This window comes from Saccharothrix sp. ALI-22-I (assembly GCF_001984175.1).
Lineage (GTDB): Bacteria > Actinomycetota > Actinomycetes > Mycobacteriales > Pseudonocardiaceae > Actinosynnema.
In genome coordinates this window covers 430,902-445,702 of the sequence record NZ_MTQP01000068.1, presented here as the reverse complement: position 1 = coordinate 445,702, position 14,801 = coordinate 430,902, and the positions used below count along the sequence as shown (strand labels likewise).

The window sequence follows — 14,801 nt, the reverse complement described above, 5'->3', positions numbered from 1 at the left end:
CGCCGTCTGCGGAGCAGCGGCCATGTCACCGCGGCGCCATCCGCAAGGCGCCGTCCATGCGGATGACCTCGCCGTTCAGGTAGTCGTGTTCGACGATCGAGATGGCCAGCTGCGCGTACTCCGCCGGCTGCGCCAGTCGCTTCGGGAACGGCACGCCCGCCGCGAGACCGGCCCGGAACTCGTCCGACACGGTGGCCAGCATCGGCGTGTCCACGATGCCCGGCGCGATGGTCATGACCCGCACCCCGACCGATGACAGGTCACGCGCGGCGGGCAGCGTCATCCCGACCACCGCGGCCTTCGACGCCGCGTACGCCACCTGCCCGACCTGCCCGTCGAACGCCGCGATCGACGCCGTGTTGATCACGACGCCCCGCTGGCCGTGCTCCAACGCCTCGGTCTTGCCCATCGCCGCCGCCGCCAGCCGCAGCACGTTGAACGTGCCGACCAGGTTGACGTCGATGACCTTCCGGTACAGGTCGAGCGGGTGCGGGCCGGACTTGCCGACCGTCCGCGTGGACGGACCGATCCCCGCGCAGTTCACCACGATCCGCAGCGGCGAACCGGAACCGGCGGCCGTGTCGACGGCGGCCTGGACATCCTGCTCCGAGGTCACGTCCGCCGCGAGGTAGGTGACGCCCTCGACTTCCGGGGCGTTCTCGATCGAGAGGTCCAACGCGAACACGGTCGCACCACGTGCCGCCAGAGCCCGCGCGGTCGCGTTGCCCAGACCGGACGCGCCGCCGGTGACGATCGCCGCGGTACCCGAGATCTCCATTACATCCTCCTGTCCTGGGGACAGGAGGTTAACGGTCGTTCAGCCCCCGGCGCTCGGAGAAGTGCAGCAATGCGACCAACGGCACGGCCGCCACCAGCGCCAGCCCCACGAACAGCAGCGAGAACACGACGAGTTCCATACCCATGACCTTGCCCTGGTCACGGCGAATCCGCGTCCGCCGCGAGAGGTGTTTCCGTGTACACCCAGGGGACTACCCACCTCACTCTCCGCATACAGCTGGTGTTTGACCCGCGGCAAACTTCAGCTGACACCGTCACCGGCATGTTCGTCCGACGGATCGCGGTCGTGGGAACCGGTTACGTGGGCCTGACGACGGGGGCGTGCCTCGCCTCCCTCGGGCATCGGGTCGTGTGCGCCGACGTGGACGCGCTGAAGGTCGCCAGGCTGCGCGCCGGGCAGGTCGACATCCTCGAACCCGGTCTCGCCGACCTGGTCGTGGAAGGCCAGTCCGCCGGCCGGCTGGAGTTCGTGGAAGGCGCGCGGCACGCCGTGGTCGACGCCGAGGTGGTGTTCCTGTGCCTGCCGACGCCCATGGGTGCGGGTGGTGCGGCGGACCTCAGTGCGGTGGAGGCGGTGGCTCAGGAGATCCGTGACGTCCTTCCTTATGGCGCGGTCGTCGTGTGCAAGTCGACCGTGCCGGTCGGGACGTCGATCAAGGTCGCCGAGCTGCTCGGGCGGGAGGACGTCGCCGTCGTCTCCAACCCGGAGTTCCTGCGCGAGGGCAGCGCCGCGCGCGACTTCCTGCACCCCGACCGCATCGTGGTCGGGTCGGACTCGCCGCAGGCCGCCGAACGCGTCGGGGCCCTGTTCACCAAGCTCGGCGCGCCCACCGTGCTGATGGACGCGGCCAGTGCGGAGATGGTCAAGTACGCGGCCAACTGCTTCCTGGCGATGAAGCTGTCCTACGTCAACGCGGTCGCGGAGCTGTGCGAACTGGTCGGCGCGGACGTCACGTCGGTGACCGAGGGCATGGGCTACGACAAGCGCATCGGCCAGTCGTTCCTGAAGCCCGGACCGGGCTGGGGCGGGTCGTGCCTGCCCAAGGACACGCACGCCATGGTGCGGATCGCGGACGCCGTCGGCGTCGACTTCTCGCTGATCAAGGCCACCATCGAGACGAACGCCCGGCAGCAGCAGCGGGTCGTGGAGAAGGTCCGGCGGGTGGTCGGGTCGTTGGCCGGTGCCCGGATCGGGGTGCTCGGGCTGGCGTTCAAGGCGGGGACCAACGACCTGCGCGACTCGCCCGCGTTGGCGGTGGCGGAGCTGCTGGCGTTCGAGGGGGCGGAGCTGATCGCGTACGACCCCGAGATCACGCGGCCGTTGGTGGGGATGACCGTGGTCGACTCGCCTTATGCGGCGGTGCGTGGTGCGGACGCCGTGGTGTTGCTGACCGAGTGGCCGGAGTTCCGGACGTTGGACTGGGCGCTGGCGGCGTCGCTGATGTCCGGTTCGACGGTGTTGGACACGCGCAACCACCTCGATCCGGACGCGTTGGCTCGGGCCGGGCTGGTGCTGCACGGGCTGGGACGCGACTTCCGGGTGGCCGACCGGGTGCCCGACCAGGCAATGTGAAGGTGATTCGGGTTCAGCTGTTCTTCAGGACACGGTCTCGTTAGCAGGGGTAACAAAACCGGGTTGGTGCACGTAGGTTGGCGAAATGTTCACCACCCGCCCTGAACTAGTCGGCACGCACGGAATGGTCGCCTCCACGCACTGGCTCGCGTCCAGTGCCGGCATGGCGATCTTGGAGGACGGCGGCAACGCGTTCGACGCCGCGGTCACCGTCGGCTTCGTGCTGCAAGTGGTGGAACCCCACCTCAACGGGCCTGGTGGCGAGGTGCCCGTGGTGTTCGCCGCGGCCGGCGAGTCGGTGCCGCGGGTGCTGTGCGGGCAGGGCGTGGCACCGGCCGGCGCGACCGTGGCGCACTACCGGTCCCTCGGGTTGGACCTCGTGCCGGGCAGCGGGCTGCTGGCCACGACCGTGCCGGGTGCGTGGGACGGCTGGCTGACCTTGCTGCGCGACTACGGCACCAAGAGCCTGCGCGATGTCCTCGGTTATGCGATCGGGTACGCGCGGGACGGGTTCCCGCTGCTGGAGCGGACGGCGTTCACCATTTCGACGGTCGCGGACCTGTTCCGGGACCACTGGACGTCGTCGGCGGCGCTGTGGTTGCCCGGTGGGCAGCCGCCGGAGGCCGGGGCGCGGTTCCGCAACGTCAAGCTGGCCGACACGTTCGAGTGGCTGCTCGCGGCGGCCGAGGCGGCGGGGTCGTCCCGTGAGGCGCAGATCGAGGCCGGGCGGCGGGCGTGGTCGCAGGGGTTCGTGGCGGCGCAGGTGGACGAGTTCTTCCGGATCGCGCACCGGGACGACTCGGGCGCCGATCACGCGGGTGTGCTGACCGGCGAGGACATGGCGTCGTGGGAGGCGACCTACGAGGACGCCGTGTCGGTGGACTTCGGGTCGTGGAGCGTGGTGAAGCCCGGGGCGTGGACGCAGGGGCCGGTGCTGTTGCAGCAACTGCTGCTGATGGAGGGGTTCGCGGACCGCTTGTCCTATGTGGACGGCGTGCCGTCGGCGGAGACCGTGCACCTGGCGGTGGAGTCCGCGAAGCTGGCGTTCGCCGACCGTGAGGCCTGGTACGGGGACAGCGGCGAAGTGCCGTTGGACGTGCTTCTTTCCAGGGAGTACACGGCGGAGCGGCGGCAACTCGTTGCCGATCACGCTTCACTCGAACTGCGACCCGGTTCACCCTGTCGCGCGGATGTCAAGCTCCCCGCGCACGTCTTGCGCGGTCCGCACGTTGCGAGCCGAAAAGATGGCGGCGGAGCGCTCGGCGAACCCACGGTCTCCAGCGCCGGCGCGGTCCGGGGCGACACGGTCCACGTGGACGTGGTCGACCGCTGGGGCAACATCGTGTCGGCGACCCCGTCCGGTGGCTGGTTGCAGTCGTCGCCGACCATCCCGTCCCTGGGCTTCTGCCTGGGCAGCCGGGCGCAGATGTTCTGGCTGGACGAAGGCCTGCCGAACTCCCTGGCCCCCGGCAAGCGCCCCCGGATCACCCTGTCGCCCACCCTGGCCCTGCACGACGGCCTGCCCGCGATGGCCTTCGGCACCCCCGGCGGCGACCAGCAGGACCAGTGGCAGCTCGGCTTCTGGCTCGCCCACACCGTCGGCGGCATGAACCTCCAGGCCGCGATCGATTCGCCGATGTGGCACACCAACGCGTTCCCGAGCTCGTTCTACCCACGATCGTGGACGCCGGGCGAGGTAGTGATCGAGTCCCGGTTCGACGGCATGGACGAACTGCGCGAACGCGGCCACACCGTCGTGGACGCCGGCCCTTGGACCCTCGGCCGGATGTCCGCCGTCGCACGGGACTCCCGCGACGGCCTCCTCCGCGCCGCCGCCAACCCACGCGGCGCCCAGGGCTACGCCGTAGGCCGATAGCCGAGTGCTCGGGCGTTTCTCGCGGGTGGATCGGGGTTGGAACGGCCCCGGCCCGAGGGGGAGGGGGCCGGGACCGTTCCGGCTTGGATGGGCTCGTCAGGAGCCCGGACCGAGTTCCAGGTTCGCCGGATCCTCGGTGTTGTCGTAGCCGAGGAGGCTGGGAACGACCTGGCCGTCGAGGTTCTGCACCAACGCGGTGGCGCTGGGGTCCTGGAAGTTCAGGGCCTGGAGCTTGCCGCCCGGGTCCTTCGTGTCGAGCCGGGCGAGGTCACCGATCGACCCGACCTTGCCCAACTCGGAGTCGAGGTCCGGCCTCGTCTGCGCGCCGGCGTCGGCAGCGTGCGCCGTGCCGCCCAGGCCGAGCATGACAGCGGTGCCGCCGAGGCCGACCGCAGCACCCGCGATGGTCCTCCTGAGGTTCATGGGCCGGAAAGTTTCGCAATCAGGGTGCCTAGTACAAGCTCGCTAACTCGGGTGGGTGGAATAGTTCACCCAGTCCAGCGGCGTCCCACCGTGCAGACCCGGCGACGGGTTCCCGATGAAGGGGGAGCGGTCGGTGTCGAAGTCGCGCCGGCGGGTCACTCGGTGCGGGGGCGTGACTTGAGAACCCGGCCGGCCCAACCGTGGCGCTCCCGAACTGGGCGGGCTTCCTGACGGCGGCCAAGAACGGTGCGTACGACGGCTGACGTACGGCGGTGAAACGCTTTTGAGCGGACGCTGACCTGCGTCGGTCTCCCGTACCGTCGTCCCGTGGCGTGGTTGGCGTGGGTCTGGTTCGCGGCGACGTTCGTGCCGCTGATCTGGCGCAAGCGCTTCCCGGTCGCCGTCATCGCGGTGACCGGCGGTTCCACGTGGCTCTACTACGTCACCGGCCACTGGGGTCCGCTGATCGCCGCACCCGCCATCGCCGTGTTCTCCCTGCGCCGCACCCGGGTCGTCGAACAGCGGAGTCGCCAGGTGGAAGAAGAACGGTTGCGGATCGCGCGTGAGGTTCACGATGTCGTCGCGCACAGCCTCGCCATGATCAACGTCCAGGCGGGCGTCGCCGCGCACGTGGCCGACCGGCGCCCCGAAGAGGCCGTCAAAGCGCTCAAGGCGATCAAAGAAGCCAGCGGCCACGCGTTGGACGACCTGCGGGCGACGCTCGGCGTGCTGCGAACCGGAGAGGGCACCACGCCGGTGCCCAGCCTGGACCGGCTCGACGAGCTGGTGAAACCAGTGCCGCACGCCAAGGTCGTCGGCACTCCCGGCACGCTCCCCGCCCCGGTCGACGCCGCCGCGTACCGGGTGGTGCAGGAGGCGCTGACCAACGCGATGCGGTACGCGCCGAACGCGTCCGAGATCGTCATCTCGTTCGAGCACACCGAGGACGCCCTGGTCCTCACCATCACCGACGACGGCACCGACGACGGCGATCAACCGCCGCAGGGCGCGGGCATCGGCATCCGGGGTATGCGGGAACGGGTGGAAGCGCTCGGCGGCACGCTGGAAGCGGGACCGTCGAACCAGGGCTTCGCAATCAGGGCAGTCCTACCGTGGGAGGTTCGTGGTGATCAGGGTGGTGCTGGCCGACGACCAGGCGTTGGTGCGCGCGGGTTTCCGCCTGCTGCTCGACACCGAGGACGGGTTCGAGGTCGTCGGCGAGGCCGGTGACGGCGCGGAGGCCGTGCGGCAGGCCCACGAGCACCGGCCGGACGTCGTCGTGATGGACATCCGCATGCCCGGTACCGACGGTCTGGTCGCCACCCGGCAGATCTGCGCCGAGCTGCCGGACGTGAAGGTGCTCGTCCTGACGACCTTCAACGTGGACGAGTACGTGTTCGAGGCGTTGCGCAGCGGTGCGTCGGGCTTCCTGCTCAAGGACACCGATCCGGTGGAGCTGCTCCGTGCCCTCACCGTGGTCGCGGAGGGTGAGGCGCTCCTCGCACCGAGTGTCACCCGGAAGTTGATCGAGGAGTTCGCGAACCGACCGGAGCACCGCCGTCCCGACCCGAAGGCCCTCCGAGAGCTCACCGCGCGGGAGCGGGAAATCCTCGCGCTCGTCGCCGCGGGAATGTCCAACGAGGAGATCGCCGAGCACTTGGTGATCAGCCCGGCGACGTCGCGCACTCACGTCAGCCGCGTCATGACCAAGCTGGGCGCGCGGGACCGGGCGCAACTCGTGGTGCTCGCCTACGAATCAGGATTGGTCTCGCCCCGGCGAGGGTGAATATTCCTGGTTAACCGGACATTGCCGCGTCGAAACTTTACGAAAATCAACAAATATTACGGACAGTGACCGAAACGCCAAAGCCCGCCGCATTTGTGTGCGGCGGGTGACGTTAACGAAAGATGTCTAGGCGATCGCGCCGGGCGGGATCTTCAGCTTGAACGGCAGCGTCGTCACGACCGCGAGGTCCGACGCCGTCCGCTTCATCAGCGAGGGCGCGTTGCGCGTGCCCGGCTCCGGCAGGTCCAACAGCCGGTCCACGGCCTCGACCAGCGGTCCCTCGTAAATCCACACCGCCTGGGCGGCCCGCTGACTGTCCCGAACAGCCGGCAACCGGCCCGCGCGGGCCTCGGTCTCGGACCAGAACAGGATCGAGTCGATGAACCCTCTGCGCTGCTTGAACGCCATGATGCGATCGAGCTGTCCGTCCTCGTCCCGGAGGTGGAGGAACTGGAAGCCGCTTTCGCGCAGCTCGATGACCTTGCTCAGTGCGAGATCCATGACGCACCTACCTCTTGCTCTGAGGTCCCCTAGCAGGCACAGGCCCGTACGACCCGAAATGATCGTACGGCAAGCGGACAATCCGCCATAGGGACTAGACCGGTGGGGCGGTCTCAATACGGGGTTCGCCACCATCGGATTTCGATACGGATCGCAGGACCCGAACGGTTCGCACTAAAAACGCCAGTGCCCCCAAAGTGACCAGGCTCACAGTGAGCCACATCTGGTTCCTCCGGTGCTCGGGTGTTCGTGTCACCCGAAGAGACGCCCACCATGCGTGCCGGGTTGCACGACCGGAGCCGCGTCAATCCCCACCTTCCGGTGAACACCCACGGGTGACTCGTCCGCCGGCTACGCTGTTCGCCGTGAGCACCGACCCGCGCGCCGGCCGTCCGACCGGTCTGCCGCCGTTGCCGGAGTCGATGCTCCCCAAAGAGCACGCCTTCTACCGACCACGGCACAGCGGGCACCAACGCGCGGCGGGCGTCACGGCGCTGGTCTTCTTCGTGACCCCGCTGCTGTTGTTCGTGGTCGGCGTGCGGCCACCCTCGATCGAGAACCGCGAACCCGCCAAGTTCCCGTCGGTCACCGACGGCTGGGGTTTCTTCACCGGCCTGTCCAAGTGGGCCGACGACAACCTCCCGTTGCGCGACGTCGCCGTGCGCGCGTCCGACGGCATCAGCCGGGGCCTGTTCGGCGAACCGCCGCCACTGGGTCAGCGGCACGACACCCAGCCCGTCCAGGCGGCCGTGCCGAACCCCGGTGACGAGGACCGCGAGAAGCTGCGCGCCGCGGGCTTCCCCAAGGTCATCGAGGGCACCGACGGATGGCTCTACCTCGGCTACGACGTGCTCGGCGCGTGCCTGCCCGAACGCCCGATGGACGACGTCATCGGCGCGATGAAGGAGCTGCGGGCGGCCGTCGAGTCGTCCGGGCGGGAGTTCGTGCTGGTGGTCGCGCCCGACAAGACGACGATGGTGCCCGAGCACCTGCCCGCCGAGTTCGTCGGCGCGAAGTGCTTGAAGGACGCCCACGACACGTTCTGGCGCCGGGCCGTCGAGGAGGGGGAGGCGCTGGACATCCGGCCCGCGCTCCGGGTCGCGGCGGACCGCCGTGGCGCGCCGGTCTACCCCAGCACCGACACCCACTGGACCTACGAGGGCGGTCTGGCGATGACCCGGGCGCTCGCCGAGGAGGTCGAGCCGGGCGTCACCGCGTCGTGGAAGGCCACCCCGGCGACGGTCGTGCGGCGCGACGCCGACCTGCCGCCGCTGCTCGGCAAGACCGGCGACAACCCGTTGCAGACCTACGACCTCGCGCCCGACGGCAAGACCGTGCAGAGCCGGACCGTCGACAAGGCGTTCCGGGAACCGCTGCGGCTCACCGGGGCCACCGGCAAGGGCGTGGTGAAGGCGAAGGTCGGCATGGTCGCCGACTCGTTCACGCTGTTCGCCACCCAGTACCTGACCGGCGGGTTCGCCGACCTGACCGTCGTGCACAGCGATACCGCGGGCACCAGCGTCGCGGAGGTGGCGGACGTGCTGGTCGACAGCGACGTGGTGGTGATCCAGGCCGCCGAACGCAGCCTCGTGTCCGGCATCAACCCGGTGCTGTCCCGCACGGCGCTCGACGCGCTCAAGTCCGAGCTGGCCAAGCACCCCCGCTAAGGCGGCTAAGGCGAGCTAAAGCAGCTAAGGCCGCTTGCCACGCAGCCGACGTGCCACCGCACCGGCCACCCGGACCGGCGCACCGACCTTCCACGACGTGGAGCTGCGCAGCTCGTCCAGTGCGTAGTGCGCGTTCGCCGACACCTGCTCGGTGTGCGCGAGGAGAGCCCGCACCGAGGCGATCTCGGCCTCCAACGCCTGGATCCGGTGCTGCGCCAGTTCGTGCTGCTCCAGCGCCCGGTCCAGGTCGCGGACACTGCCCGGCGGCAGCAGCAGCGGGCGTTCGTCCAGCGCCACGTGCACCACCGACCGCATCACCGTCCACTCGTCGGACGCGACCGCGTGCGACGACGTCCGCTGCGACCACCTGTTGTAGACGCTGGTCATCTGCTCGGTGTCGTGCACACCGCAGAACGACGCCGCGCGCACCAGGAACTCCCAGTCCTCGCACACCGTCAACGCCTCGTCGAACTCGAAGCCCAACTCCACCAGCACCCGCGGGAACGAGAAGCAGTGGAACGGCGTCTCGTTCTGCCGGAGGTGCCGCGGCAGGTCGAACATCGTCGCGTACTGCGGGGTGAGCGGGCCGGTCGCGGTGTGCACGGCCAGCGCGCCCTCGTCGTGCCAGGTGCGGTGCTGCTCGGCGGCCCACCACCGGATCACCTTGCCGGGCGCGGTCCGCGCGCCCTCCCGGATGTTCTCCACCCAGTTCGCGGTGATGAAATCGTCGTCGTCCAGGAAGACGACGTACTCGCCGGCCGCGGCACGCAGGCCGACGTTGGCCGGACGGCTGCGCGTGCCGCCGTCGCAACCCACCACCCGCACCCGGTGGGACAGGTTGCCCTCGAACAGGTCGACCAGCTCGCGGACGTCGCGCGTCCGGGCCGAGTCGTGCACCACCAGCACCACCTCGAAGTCGAGGTCGGTCTGGGCACCCAGGCAGCACAGCACGTCCATCAGCGAGTCCGGCCGCTTGCCCTGGGTGCGCAGCACCACGCTCAGGAACGGCGCCTCGGCGTCGACCTCCACCGGACGCCGGGCCGCGCCGCGGTGGTAGCGGCGGACGAACTGGTTGACCTCGCCGTGCGGGTCCATGCCGTCGCGGATCTGGCGCACGAACATGCCGAGCGTCGCCTTCGGCTCGAACAGCGGGTGTCCGGGCCGGTGCTGGTCGGACCGCTCCAGCCGGAAGTCCTCGCGCGCGGCCTCGTACCACCCGGTCGACGTCATGAGCTCGGTCAACGTGCGCTCGGTGAAGAACCGCAGGTGCGTGCGGTCCAGCAGGCCCGAGTCGGTGGTGTCCCACCGGCCGGACAGCAGCTGCCGGGCCAGGTCCACGTGGGCGACGTTGGGGATGCTCACCACCAGCTCGGCGGCCGGGTGCGCGTTGGTCAACGCGGTCAGCTGCTCCAGCACCTCCCGCGGGTCCGGCACGTGCTCCAGCACGTCCAGGCACAGGACGGCGGCCAGCTCCCGCCCGTCGAGGATCTTGTCCAGCACCTGCTCCAGACCCGGCTGCACCAAGTCGACCACGTGGCTCTCGAAGCCCCGGTCGGCCAGCTTGCGCACCGACTCCTCGTCGATGTCGACACCCACGTACGTGGTGCCGCGGCTGCGCAGGGGCTCGGCCACCGGTGCGGCGCCGCAGCCGATGTCGAGCACCACGCGGCCGTCCGGATCGGTGTCGGAGAGCAGGCGGACGGCCGCCCCGTAGGGGCCGTTCTCGTTGAAGGTGAACTCGTAGTTGCTCACGTGCCCGTTCCTCAGAATCGGCGTCGGCCGTACTCGCCGGCGATGAACTCCGCCACCCCGTCGGCCGGCACCGGGACGGGCAGGCGGTCGGCCGCGCGCCTGCGCTCGAACTCCTCCAACGCCCGCCGCTGCTCTTCGCTGCCGTGCACGCGCATCACGTCGACGGTCTCGGTGACGATGTCCGGCCTGCCGTACCTGGTCGCCAGCATCAGCCTGCCCAGGATGCCCTCGTACGGTTCGATCGCGGTGGTGCGCACCTGCGCCGAGGCGTCCAGGCGCTTGTCGTGGAACAGCACCGCGCGCGGCTGGTGCACCACGCGGGCGCCGCGCAGCCGGATGCGCCAACTCAGGTCCACGTCGTTGACGTAGGAGGGGAACCATTCGGCGTCGAACCCGCCGACCGCGTGGAACGCGGGCGTCCGCACCAGCAGGCACGCGCCGCTGGCCCAGCTCTGGTCGCCGCTGCGCGGGTCGAAGTGCTTCGGGTGCTCGCACGGGATCTGCCGGGCGTCCGCCGCCGCGACCGCGGGATCGCGCAACGAGTCCAGCAGGTGCCGCAGCAGCGTCGGCGCCACGTAGCTGTCCGGGTTCAGGAACAGCACGGCGTCCTCGGCCGCGTCCTCGGCCAGCGCGTTGCTGCCCGCGCTGTGCCCGAGGTTGACGCCGAACCACCGGTAGTCCAGCGACACGCCCTCGCCCACGCTCGACTGCAGGTTCCGCACTTCGGTGTCGCTGATGAGCGGCGCGTCCGAGCAGTCGCCGATCGCGATCGCCACCGACTCCAGGCCGGTGTCGGCGATCGCGATCTCCGCGGCGCGGTTCAGCGCGCGGACGCAACGCCAGATCTCGGCGAGCGGGTTGTGGTACAGCACGATCGCGACGCGCAGCGTCCGGGGAACCGTCACTTCTTCGGCGCCTGGTGTTCGAGCTGCTCGGCCAGCACCGCGTCGAAGCGCTCCTTCGCGGAGGCCTCGTCGGCGGCGAACACCTCGACCCGGATCACCTCGTCGTCGGTGACGTAGTGCGTGCGGAACACGGTGATGGTCTTGCTGCCGCTGGTCTGCGTCGACTTGTAGACCGGGACAGCCGCGGTGCCCGTGGTGTCCTCGATGAAGCCGAACCGCTTCTGGTCCGTGGTCAGCGAGGTGAGCAGGGCCGACGGGTCGGCGGACTTGAACGCCCACATGCTGGTGGTGACCTCGTTCTCCACCACGATCACCGAGCGCGCCTCGGTCGTGCCCGCCTGCTTGAGCACCACGAGGTCCGGCGTCGGGAGCGGCTTGACGGTCGCCAGCTGTTCGGCGTCGTAGGTCTTCGGACCGGACGTGCGGCCCTCGGGCACGATCAGCGTGCCGAACGGGTCGGGCTTCTTCTTGGTGGTCGTCGTGGGGGCCGCCGCCGACGACGTGTTGGTGGCCACCGTGCCGCCGGACCCCGGCTTGAGCACGAAGAAGTACAGGCCCGCCGCGACCAGCAGCACGACCACGACCGCCGCCACGGCGATGATCTTGCCCTTGCCGGACTTGCCGGACTCGTCGAAGACCTCTGGGCCCTGGGTGTTGAAACCGCTCCACTGCCCGGCCTGGAAGTCCGAGTCACCGCCCCACGGCGGCGAGTAGGCGTCCTGGCCCTGCGACCAGCCACCCTGCTGCGGACCCTGTGGACCCTGCGGACCCTGCGGCCACTGCTGGCCCGGCTGCTGACCCTGCTGGGGGCCGACGACCTGGGTGCGGTCGGCGTTCGGCACGACCTGGGTGCGGTCGGCCTGGGGGCCGGCGTTGGGCACCACCTGGGTGCGGTCCGCCTCACCGGGCGGGGTGGCGGGCCGGATGAACTGGGTCGACTCCGACGTAGGCTGCTGCTGCGGCTGTCCCGACGGGCGCTGCGCGCTCCACTTGAACGGCGCCGGGAACGGGTCCGAGTTCGGCCCCGCCTGGGGCGCCTGGGCGGCGCCGCCGCTCTGCGCGTTGGACAACAGCTCGTCGCGTTGACGTCGGTAGTCTTCCGCGGAGATCTTGCCCGCGGCAAGCGCTGCGTCGAGCTGTTGGAGCTGCTCCTGCCAGGTCACCGCAGTCCTCCCTCTTGATCGTTTCCGCCCGTGCGCACGGAAGAACCCCGGCGACCCTCGCGGTTCGCTTATCCTACGGTCCGCCGACCGCGGGTCGGCCGGAGGAGGTAGCGGTGTCCATCTGGGGGCGTTGGCGTTCTGGGCCGATTGCGCCGAACGGACGCAAGAAGGCCGTCGACGGATTCGGCACCGTTCGTCTGATCGCTGCCTTCTTCGTCATCATCGATCACGCCGCGCCGCTGACCAAGTCCGGCGGGAGCATTCTCCCGACTCGATTCGGTGTCGATTTGGGTGCGGTGACGGTATCCGCGTTCATGGCGATGAGCGGGTTCCTGGTGATCCGCAGCTGGGAACGCGATCCGCACCTGTGGCGGTTCGCGGTCAAGCGCGCGTTGCGGATCATGCCGGGCCTGGTGGTCGTGGTGTGCCTGAGCGCGTTGGTCCTCGGGCCGGTGGTGACCACGCTGTCGACCGGCGCGTACTTCGACCACCCCAACACGTGGACCTTCATCACCAGGAACCTCCAGGTCTTCCCGCAGCAGTACGTGCTGCCGGGCGTGTTCGCCGACAACCCGTACCCCAACGCGGTCAACGGCTCCCTGTGGAGCCTGCCGGTCGAGGTGCTGGGCTATGTGCTGATCGCGGTGTTCGGGCTGCTCGGGGCGGTCAAGCGGCGGTGGATGGTGCTGGCCGCGGCGTTCGCGCTGGCCGTGGTGTTCCAGCGGCTGCTGACCAAGCAGCTCGTGCTGCCCAAGGTGCTGCTGATGGTGCCGACCGTGCCCCTGGTGCAGTACCTGGCGGTGTACTGCGTCGGCATGCTGGCCTACCTGTACCGCGACAAGATCCGCTACAGCTGGTTCGGCGTGGTGGTGTGCGTCGCGGTCGAGTACGTGATGCACGCCTCGGCCATGACCGAGGTCACTCGACTGGTGACGGTCCCCTACATCGTGTTGGCGATCGGCACGCTGTTGCCGCGGAAGCTGTGGCTGCCGTCCGCGCTGACCATGTCGAGCTACGGCGTGTACCTGTACGGGTTCCCGACCGAGCAATTCGTGGTGCACCTGGGTGTCGACTCGAAATGGCTCGTCGCGCTGTTCTCGGTGCCCATCGCGTTCGTGCTCGGGATGCTGTCGTGGCACCTGGTGGAATCGCCCGGGATGAAGCTGCGGAAGGTCCTGCTGCGGCGGCGCCCGCCCAAGCGGGAGGAGCCGCCGCCCGCGGTCGAGGAGCCGGTGCCGGCGGGGGCGCGTCAGACCCCCTAGTTCTCGGGGAACGCCTCGCGGATCGTCTTCAGCGCCTGGTCCAGGTCCGCGGTCGGCGCTTCGCCGCCCGCCTGCGCCGCGCCGACGCGGACCACCGCGTCGCCCGACCGGTAGACCACGCGCAGCACGGTGTTCTGCGGGGACGTTTTCGTGAGGTGGTGCTCGGGGGTCTCGGTGTAGCCGGCCGCGACCAGGTACGCGACGAGACCGTCGGCGACCCGGTCGGCCACCTCTGCCGACGGGGTGCGCGCGACCACGACGGCGAACGACGTGCGGGCCGCGGTGGCGCTGGAGAACAGGATCTCGGTCACCCCGTTGCCCTTGAGGATGTCCGCCTCGTCCTTGGCGAGCAGCTTCGACTGAACGGCCTCGTCCACGCCGAGGACCGGACCCTGCGTGCCCTTCGTGCCGGGCAGTTGGGGGATCGTCGGCTGGGCTCGGGTGGTGGTCGTCGTGGGCGGGGACGCGGCGTCCCCGGTGCGGCCCATTCCGGCGGCGAACCACCAGACACCCCCGGCCGTCAGGGCGAGCACGACCAGGACCACCAGGGCCGACCTCTTGCGGCGGGGTTTGCGGGCGGTGGCGAACACGGCGACGCCGTCCAGCGACGGCGGGCGCTGCTGGGGCTCCCACTGGGGGTGCCGCGGCGGCGCGACGTGGATGACCTGGGTCGCGTCGGGGTCCTCCGACCGGGCGGACCGACCGGACGCCGCCTCGGCGAGCACCTGATCCCGCCGCTTGGTGTGCTCGGCGGGCGAGATCCGGCCCGACGCCAACTCGGCGTCCAGGCGTCTCAACGTGTCCTGCCAGTCCATCGCGACCTCGTCCCTCACTCGACCGGGTGATGCAATCCTGGTGTATCGCAACCCGGATCGACCCCACCGCCCCCGGAAGACTGACGTCGTGGGCTGGTCACCGAGGTCTTCGGCCTGGCCGCCTCGCGGTTTGTCACCCGCGGACGTCCCACCATCGCCGGTCGGAGCATCCCGCTCGCGCGGCGTTCGAAATCCACGCCCTTCGCGGGCCGGTGCTTCTTCCTGGCCGCCTCTTTTTCGGCATTCGTATCCCCCGGACAAACTCTGTCGAGGGCGGGCG

Annotated in this window: 13 protein-coding genes; 6 read left to right on the top strand and 7 right to left on the bottom strand. The window is 70.0% G+C overall.

All coding sequences use genetic code 11. The annotated features are described in order from the left end of the window. Positions 1-25: 25 nt before the first annotated feature. Complete coding sequence (locus ALI22I_RS38775) at positions 26-778, bottom strand: SDR family NAD(P)-dependent oxidoreductase (protein ID WP_077010564.1); 753 nt, start codon at positions 776-778, stop codon at positions 26-28. A gap of 282 nt (positions 779-1,060) precedes the next feature. Between ALI22I_RS38775 and ALI22I_RS38770 the strand changes: the two genes are divergently transcribed. Both ALI22I_RS38770 and ALI22I_RS38765 read left to right on the top strand, forming a co-directional pair. Further along, a complete protein-coding gene (locus ALI22I_RS38770) occupies positions 1,061-2,371 on the top strand; it encodes a UDP-glucose dehydrogenase family protein (protein WP_077010563.1) in 1,311 nt (436 codons plus the stop codon). Between the two features lie 85 nt (positions 2,372-2,456). Continuing rightward, complete coding sequence (locus ALI22I_RS38765; RefSeq protein ID WP_077010562.1) at positions 2,457-4,247, top strand: gamma-glutamyltransferase family protein; 1,791 nt, start codon at positions 2,457-2,459, stop codon at positions 4,245-4,247. Between the two features lie 96 nt (positions 4,248-4,343). On the opposite strand, the gene ALI22I_RS38760 is transcribed toward ALI22I_RS38765, so the two are convergent. Then, positions 4,344-4,670, bottom strand: a complete 327-nt coding sequence (locus ALI22I_RS38760) for a hypothetical protein (RefSeq protein WP_077010561.1) — start codon at positions 4,668-4,670, stop codon at positions 4,344-4,346. Positions 4,671-4,997: 327 nt separating this feature from the next. Between ALI22I_RS38760 and ALI22I_RS38755 the strand changes: the two genes are divergently transcribed. Both ALI22I_RS38755 and ALI22I_RS38750 read left to right on the top strand, forming a co-directional pair. Next, positions 4,998-5,900: a sensor histidine kinase gene (locus ALI22I_RS38755; protein ID WP_077010560.1), complete on the top strand. Its 903-nt coding sequence runs from the start codon at positions 4,998-5,000 to the stop codon at positions 5,898-5,900. Next, positions 5,797-6,456, top strand: coding sequence for a response regulator transcription factor (locus tag ALI22I_RS38750; protein ID WP_077010559.1), 660 nt, complete (start codon positions 5,797-5,799; stop codon positions 6,454-6,456). The genes ALI22I_RS38755 and ALI22I_RS38750 overlap by 104 nt, the downstream gene beginning before the upstream one ends. Before the next feature lie 126 nt (positions 6,457-6,582). Here the strand turns inward: ALI22I_RS38750 and ALI22I_RS38745 are convergent, their stop codons facing one another. Beyond that, positions 6,583-6,957 carry a hypothetical protein gene (locus ALI22I_RS38745; RefSeq protein ID WP_077010558.1) on the bottom strand — a complete coding sequence of 125 codons (375 nt, stop codon included), beginning with the start codon at positions 6,955-6,957 and terminating at the stop codon, positions 6,583-6,585. Between the two features lie 365 nt (positions 6,958-7,322). Here ALI22I_RS38745 and ALI22I_RS38740 point away from each other — a divergent pair, with 365 nt between their 5' ends. Next, a complete protein-coding gene (locus ALI22I_RS38740) occupies positions 7,323-8,624 on the top strand; it encodes an alginate O-acetyltransferase AlgX-related protein (RefSeq protein ID WP_083752325.1) in 1,302 nt (433 codons plus the stop codon). A 24-nt stretch (positions 8,625-8,648) separates the two neighbouring features. Here ALI22I_RS38740 and ALI22I_RS38735 read toward each other — a convergent pair whose 3' ends face one another. The 3 genes from ALI22I_RS38735 to ALI22I_RS51510 are packed head-to-tail and all read right to left on the bottom strand — an operon-like array spanning position 8,649 to position 12,444. Next, on the bottom strand, positions 8,649-10,376 hold the full coding sequence (locus tag ALI22I_RS38735) for a methyltransferase domain-containing protein (protein ID WP_077010557.1): 1,728 nt from the start codon (positions 10,374-10,376) through the stop codon (positions 8,649-8,651). An 11-nt stretch (positions 10,377-10,387) separates the two neighbouring features. After that, positions 10,388-11,281, bottom strand: coding sequence for a glycosyltransferase (locus ALI22I_RS51515; RefSeq protein WP_077010556.1), 894 nt, complete (start codon positions 11,279-11,281; stop codon positions 10,388-10,390). Further along, entirely contained in the window at positions 11,278-12,444 is a 1,167-nt protein-coding gene (locus ALI22I_RS51510) for an SHOCT domain-containing protein (RefSeq protein ID WP_077010555.1), read from the bottom strand. Before ALI22I_RS51510 ends, ALI22I_RS51515 begins: the two co-directional genes overlap by 4 nt. Positions 12,445-12,557: 113 nt before the next feature. Here ALI22I_RS51510 and ALI22I_RS38720 point away from each other — a divergent pair, with 113 nt between their 5' ends. After that, on the top strand, positions 12,558-13,706 hold the full coding sequence (locus ALI22I_RS38720) for an acyltransferase family protein (RefSeq protein WP_077010554.1): 1,149 nt from the start codon (positions 12,558-12,560) through the stop codon (positions 13,704-13,706). Here ALI22I_RS38720 and ALI22I_RS38715 read toward each other — a convergent pair. Then, entirely contained in the window at positions 13,703-14,539 is an 837-nt protein-coding gene (locus ALI22I_RS38715) for a hypothetical protein (protein ID WP_077010553.1), read from the bottom strand. The genes ALI22I_RS38720 and ALI22I_RS38715 overlap by 4 nt on opposite strands. Between the last annotated feature and the right edge of the window lie 262 nt (positions 14,540-14,801).

What these genes read in the sequence shown, in the direction of transcription:
- ALI22I_RS38770 (WP_077010563.1), top strand. Translation starts at nt 1,061, where the DNA reads ATGTTCGTCCGACGGATCGCGGTCGTGGGAACCGGTTACGTGGGCCTG.
- ALI22I_RS38760 (WP_077010561.1), bottom strand. Translation starts at nt 4,670, where the DNA reads ATGAACCTCAGGAGGACCATCGCGGGTGCTGCGGTCGGCCTCGGCGGC.
- ALI22I_RS38745 (WP_077010558.1), bottom strand. Translation starts at nt 6,957, where the DNA reads ATGGATCTCGCACTGAGCAAGGTCATCGAGCTGCGCGAAAGCGGCTTC.
- ALI22I_RS38775 (WP_077010564.1), bottom strand. Translation starts at nt 778, where the DNA reads ATGGAGATCTCGGGTACCGCGGCGATCGTCACCGGCGGCGCGTCCGGT.
- ALI22I_RS38765 (WP_077010562.1), top strand. Translation starts at nt 2,457, where the DNA reads ATGTTCACCACCCGCCCTGAACTAGTCGGCACGCACGGAATGGTCGCC.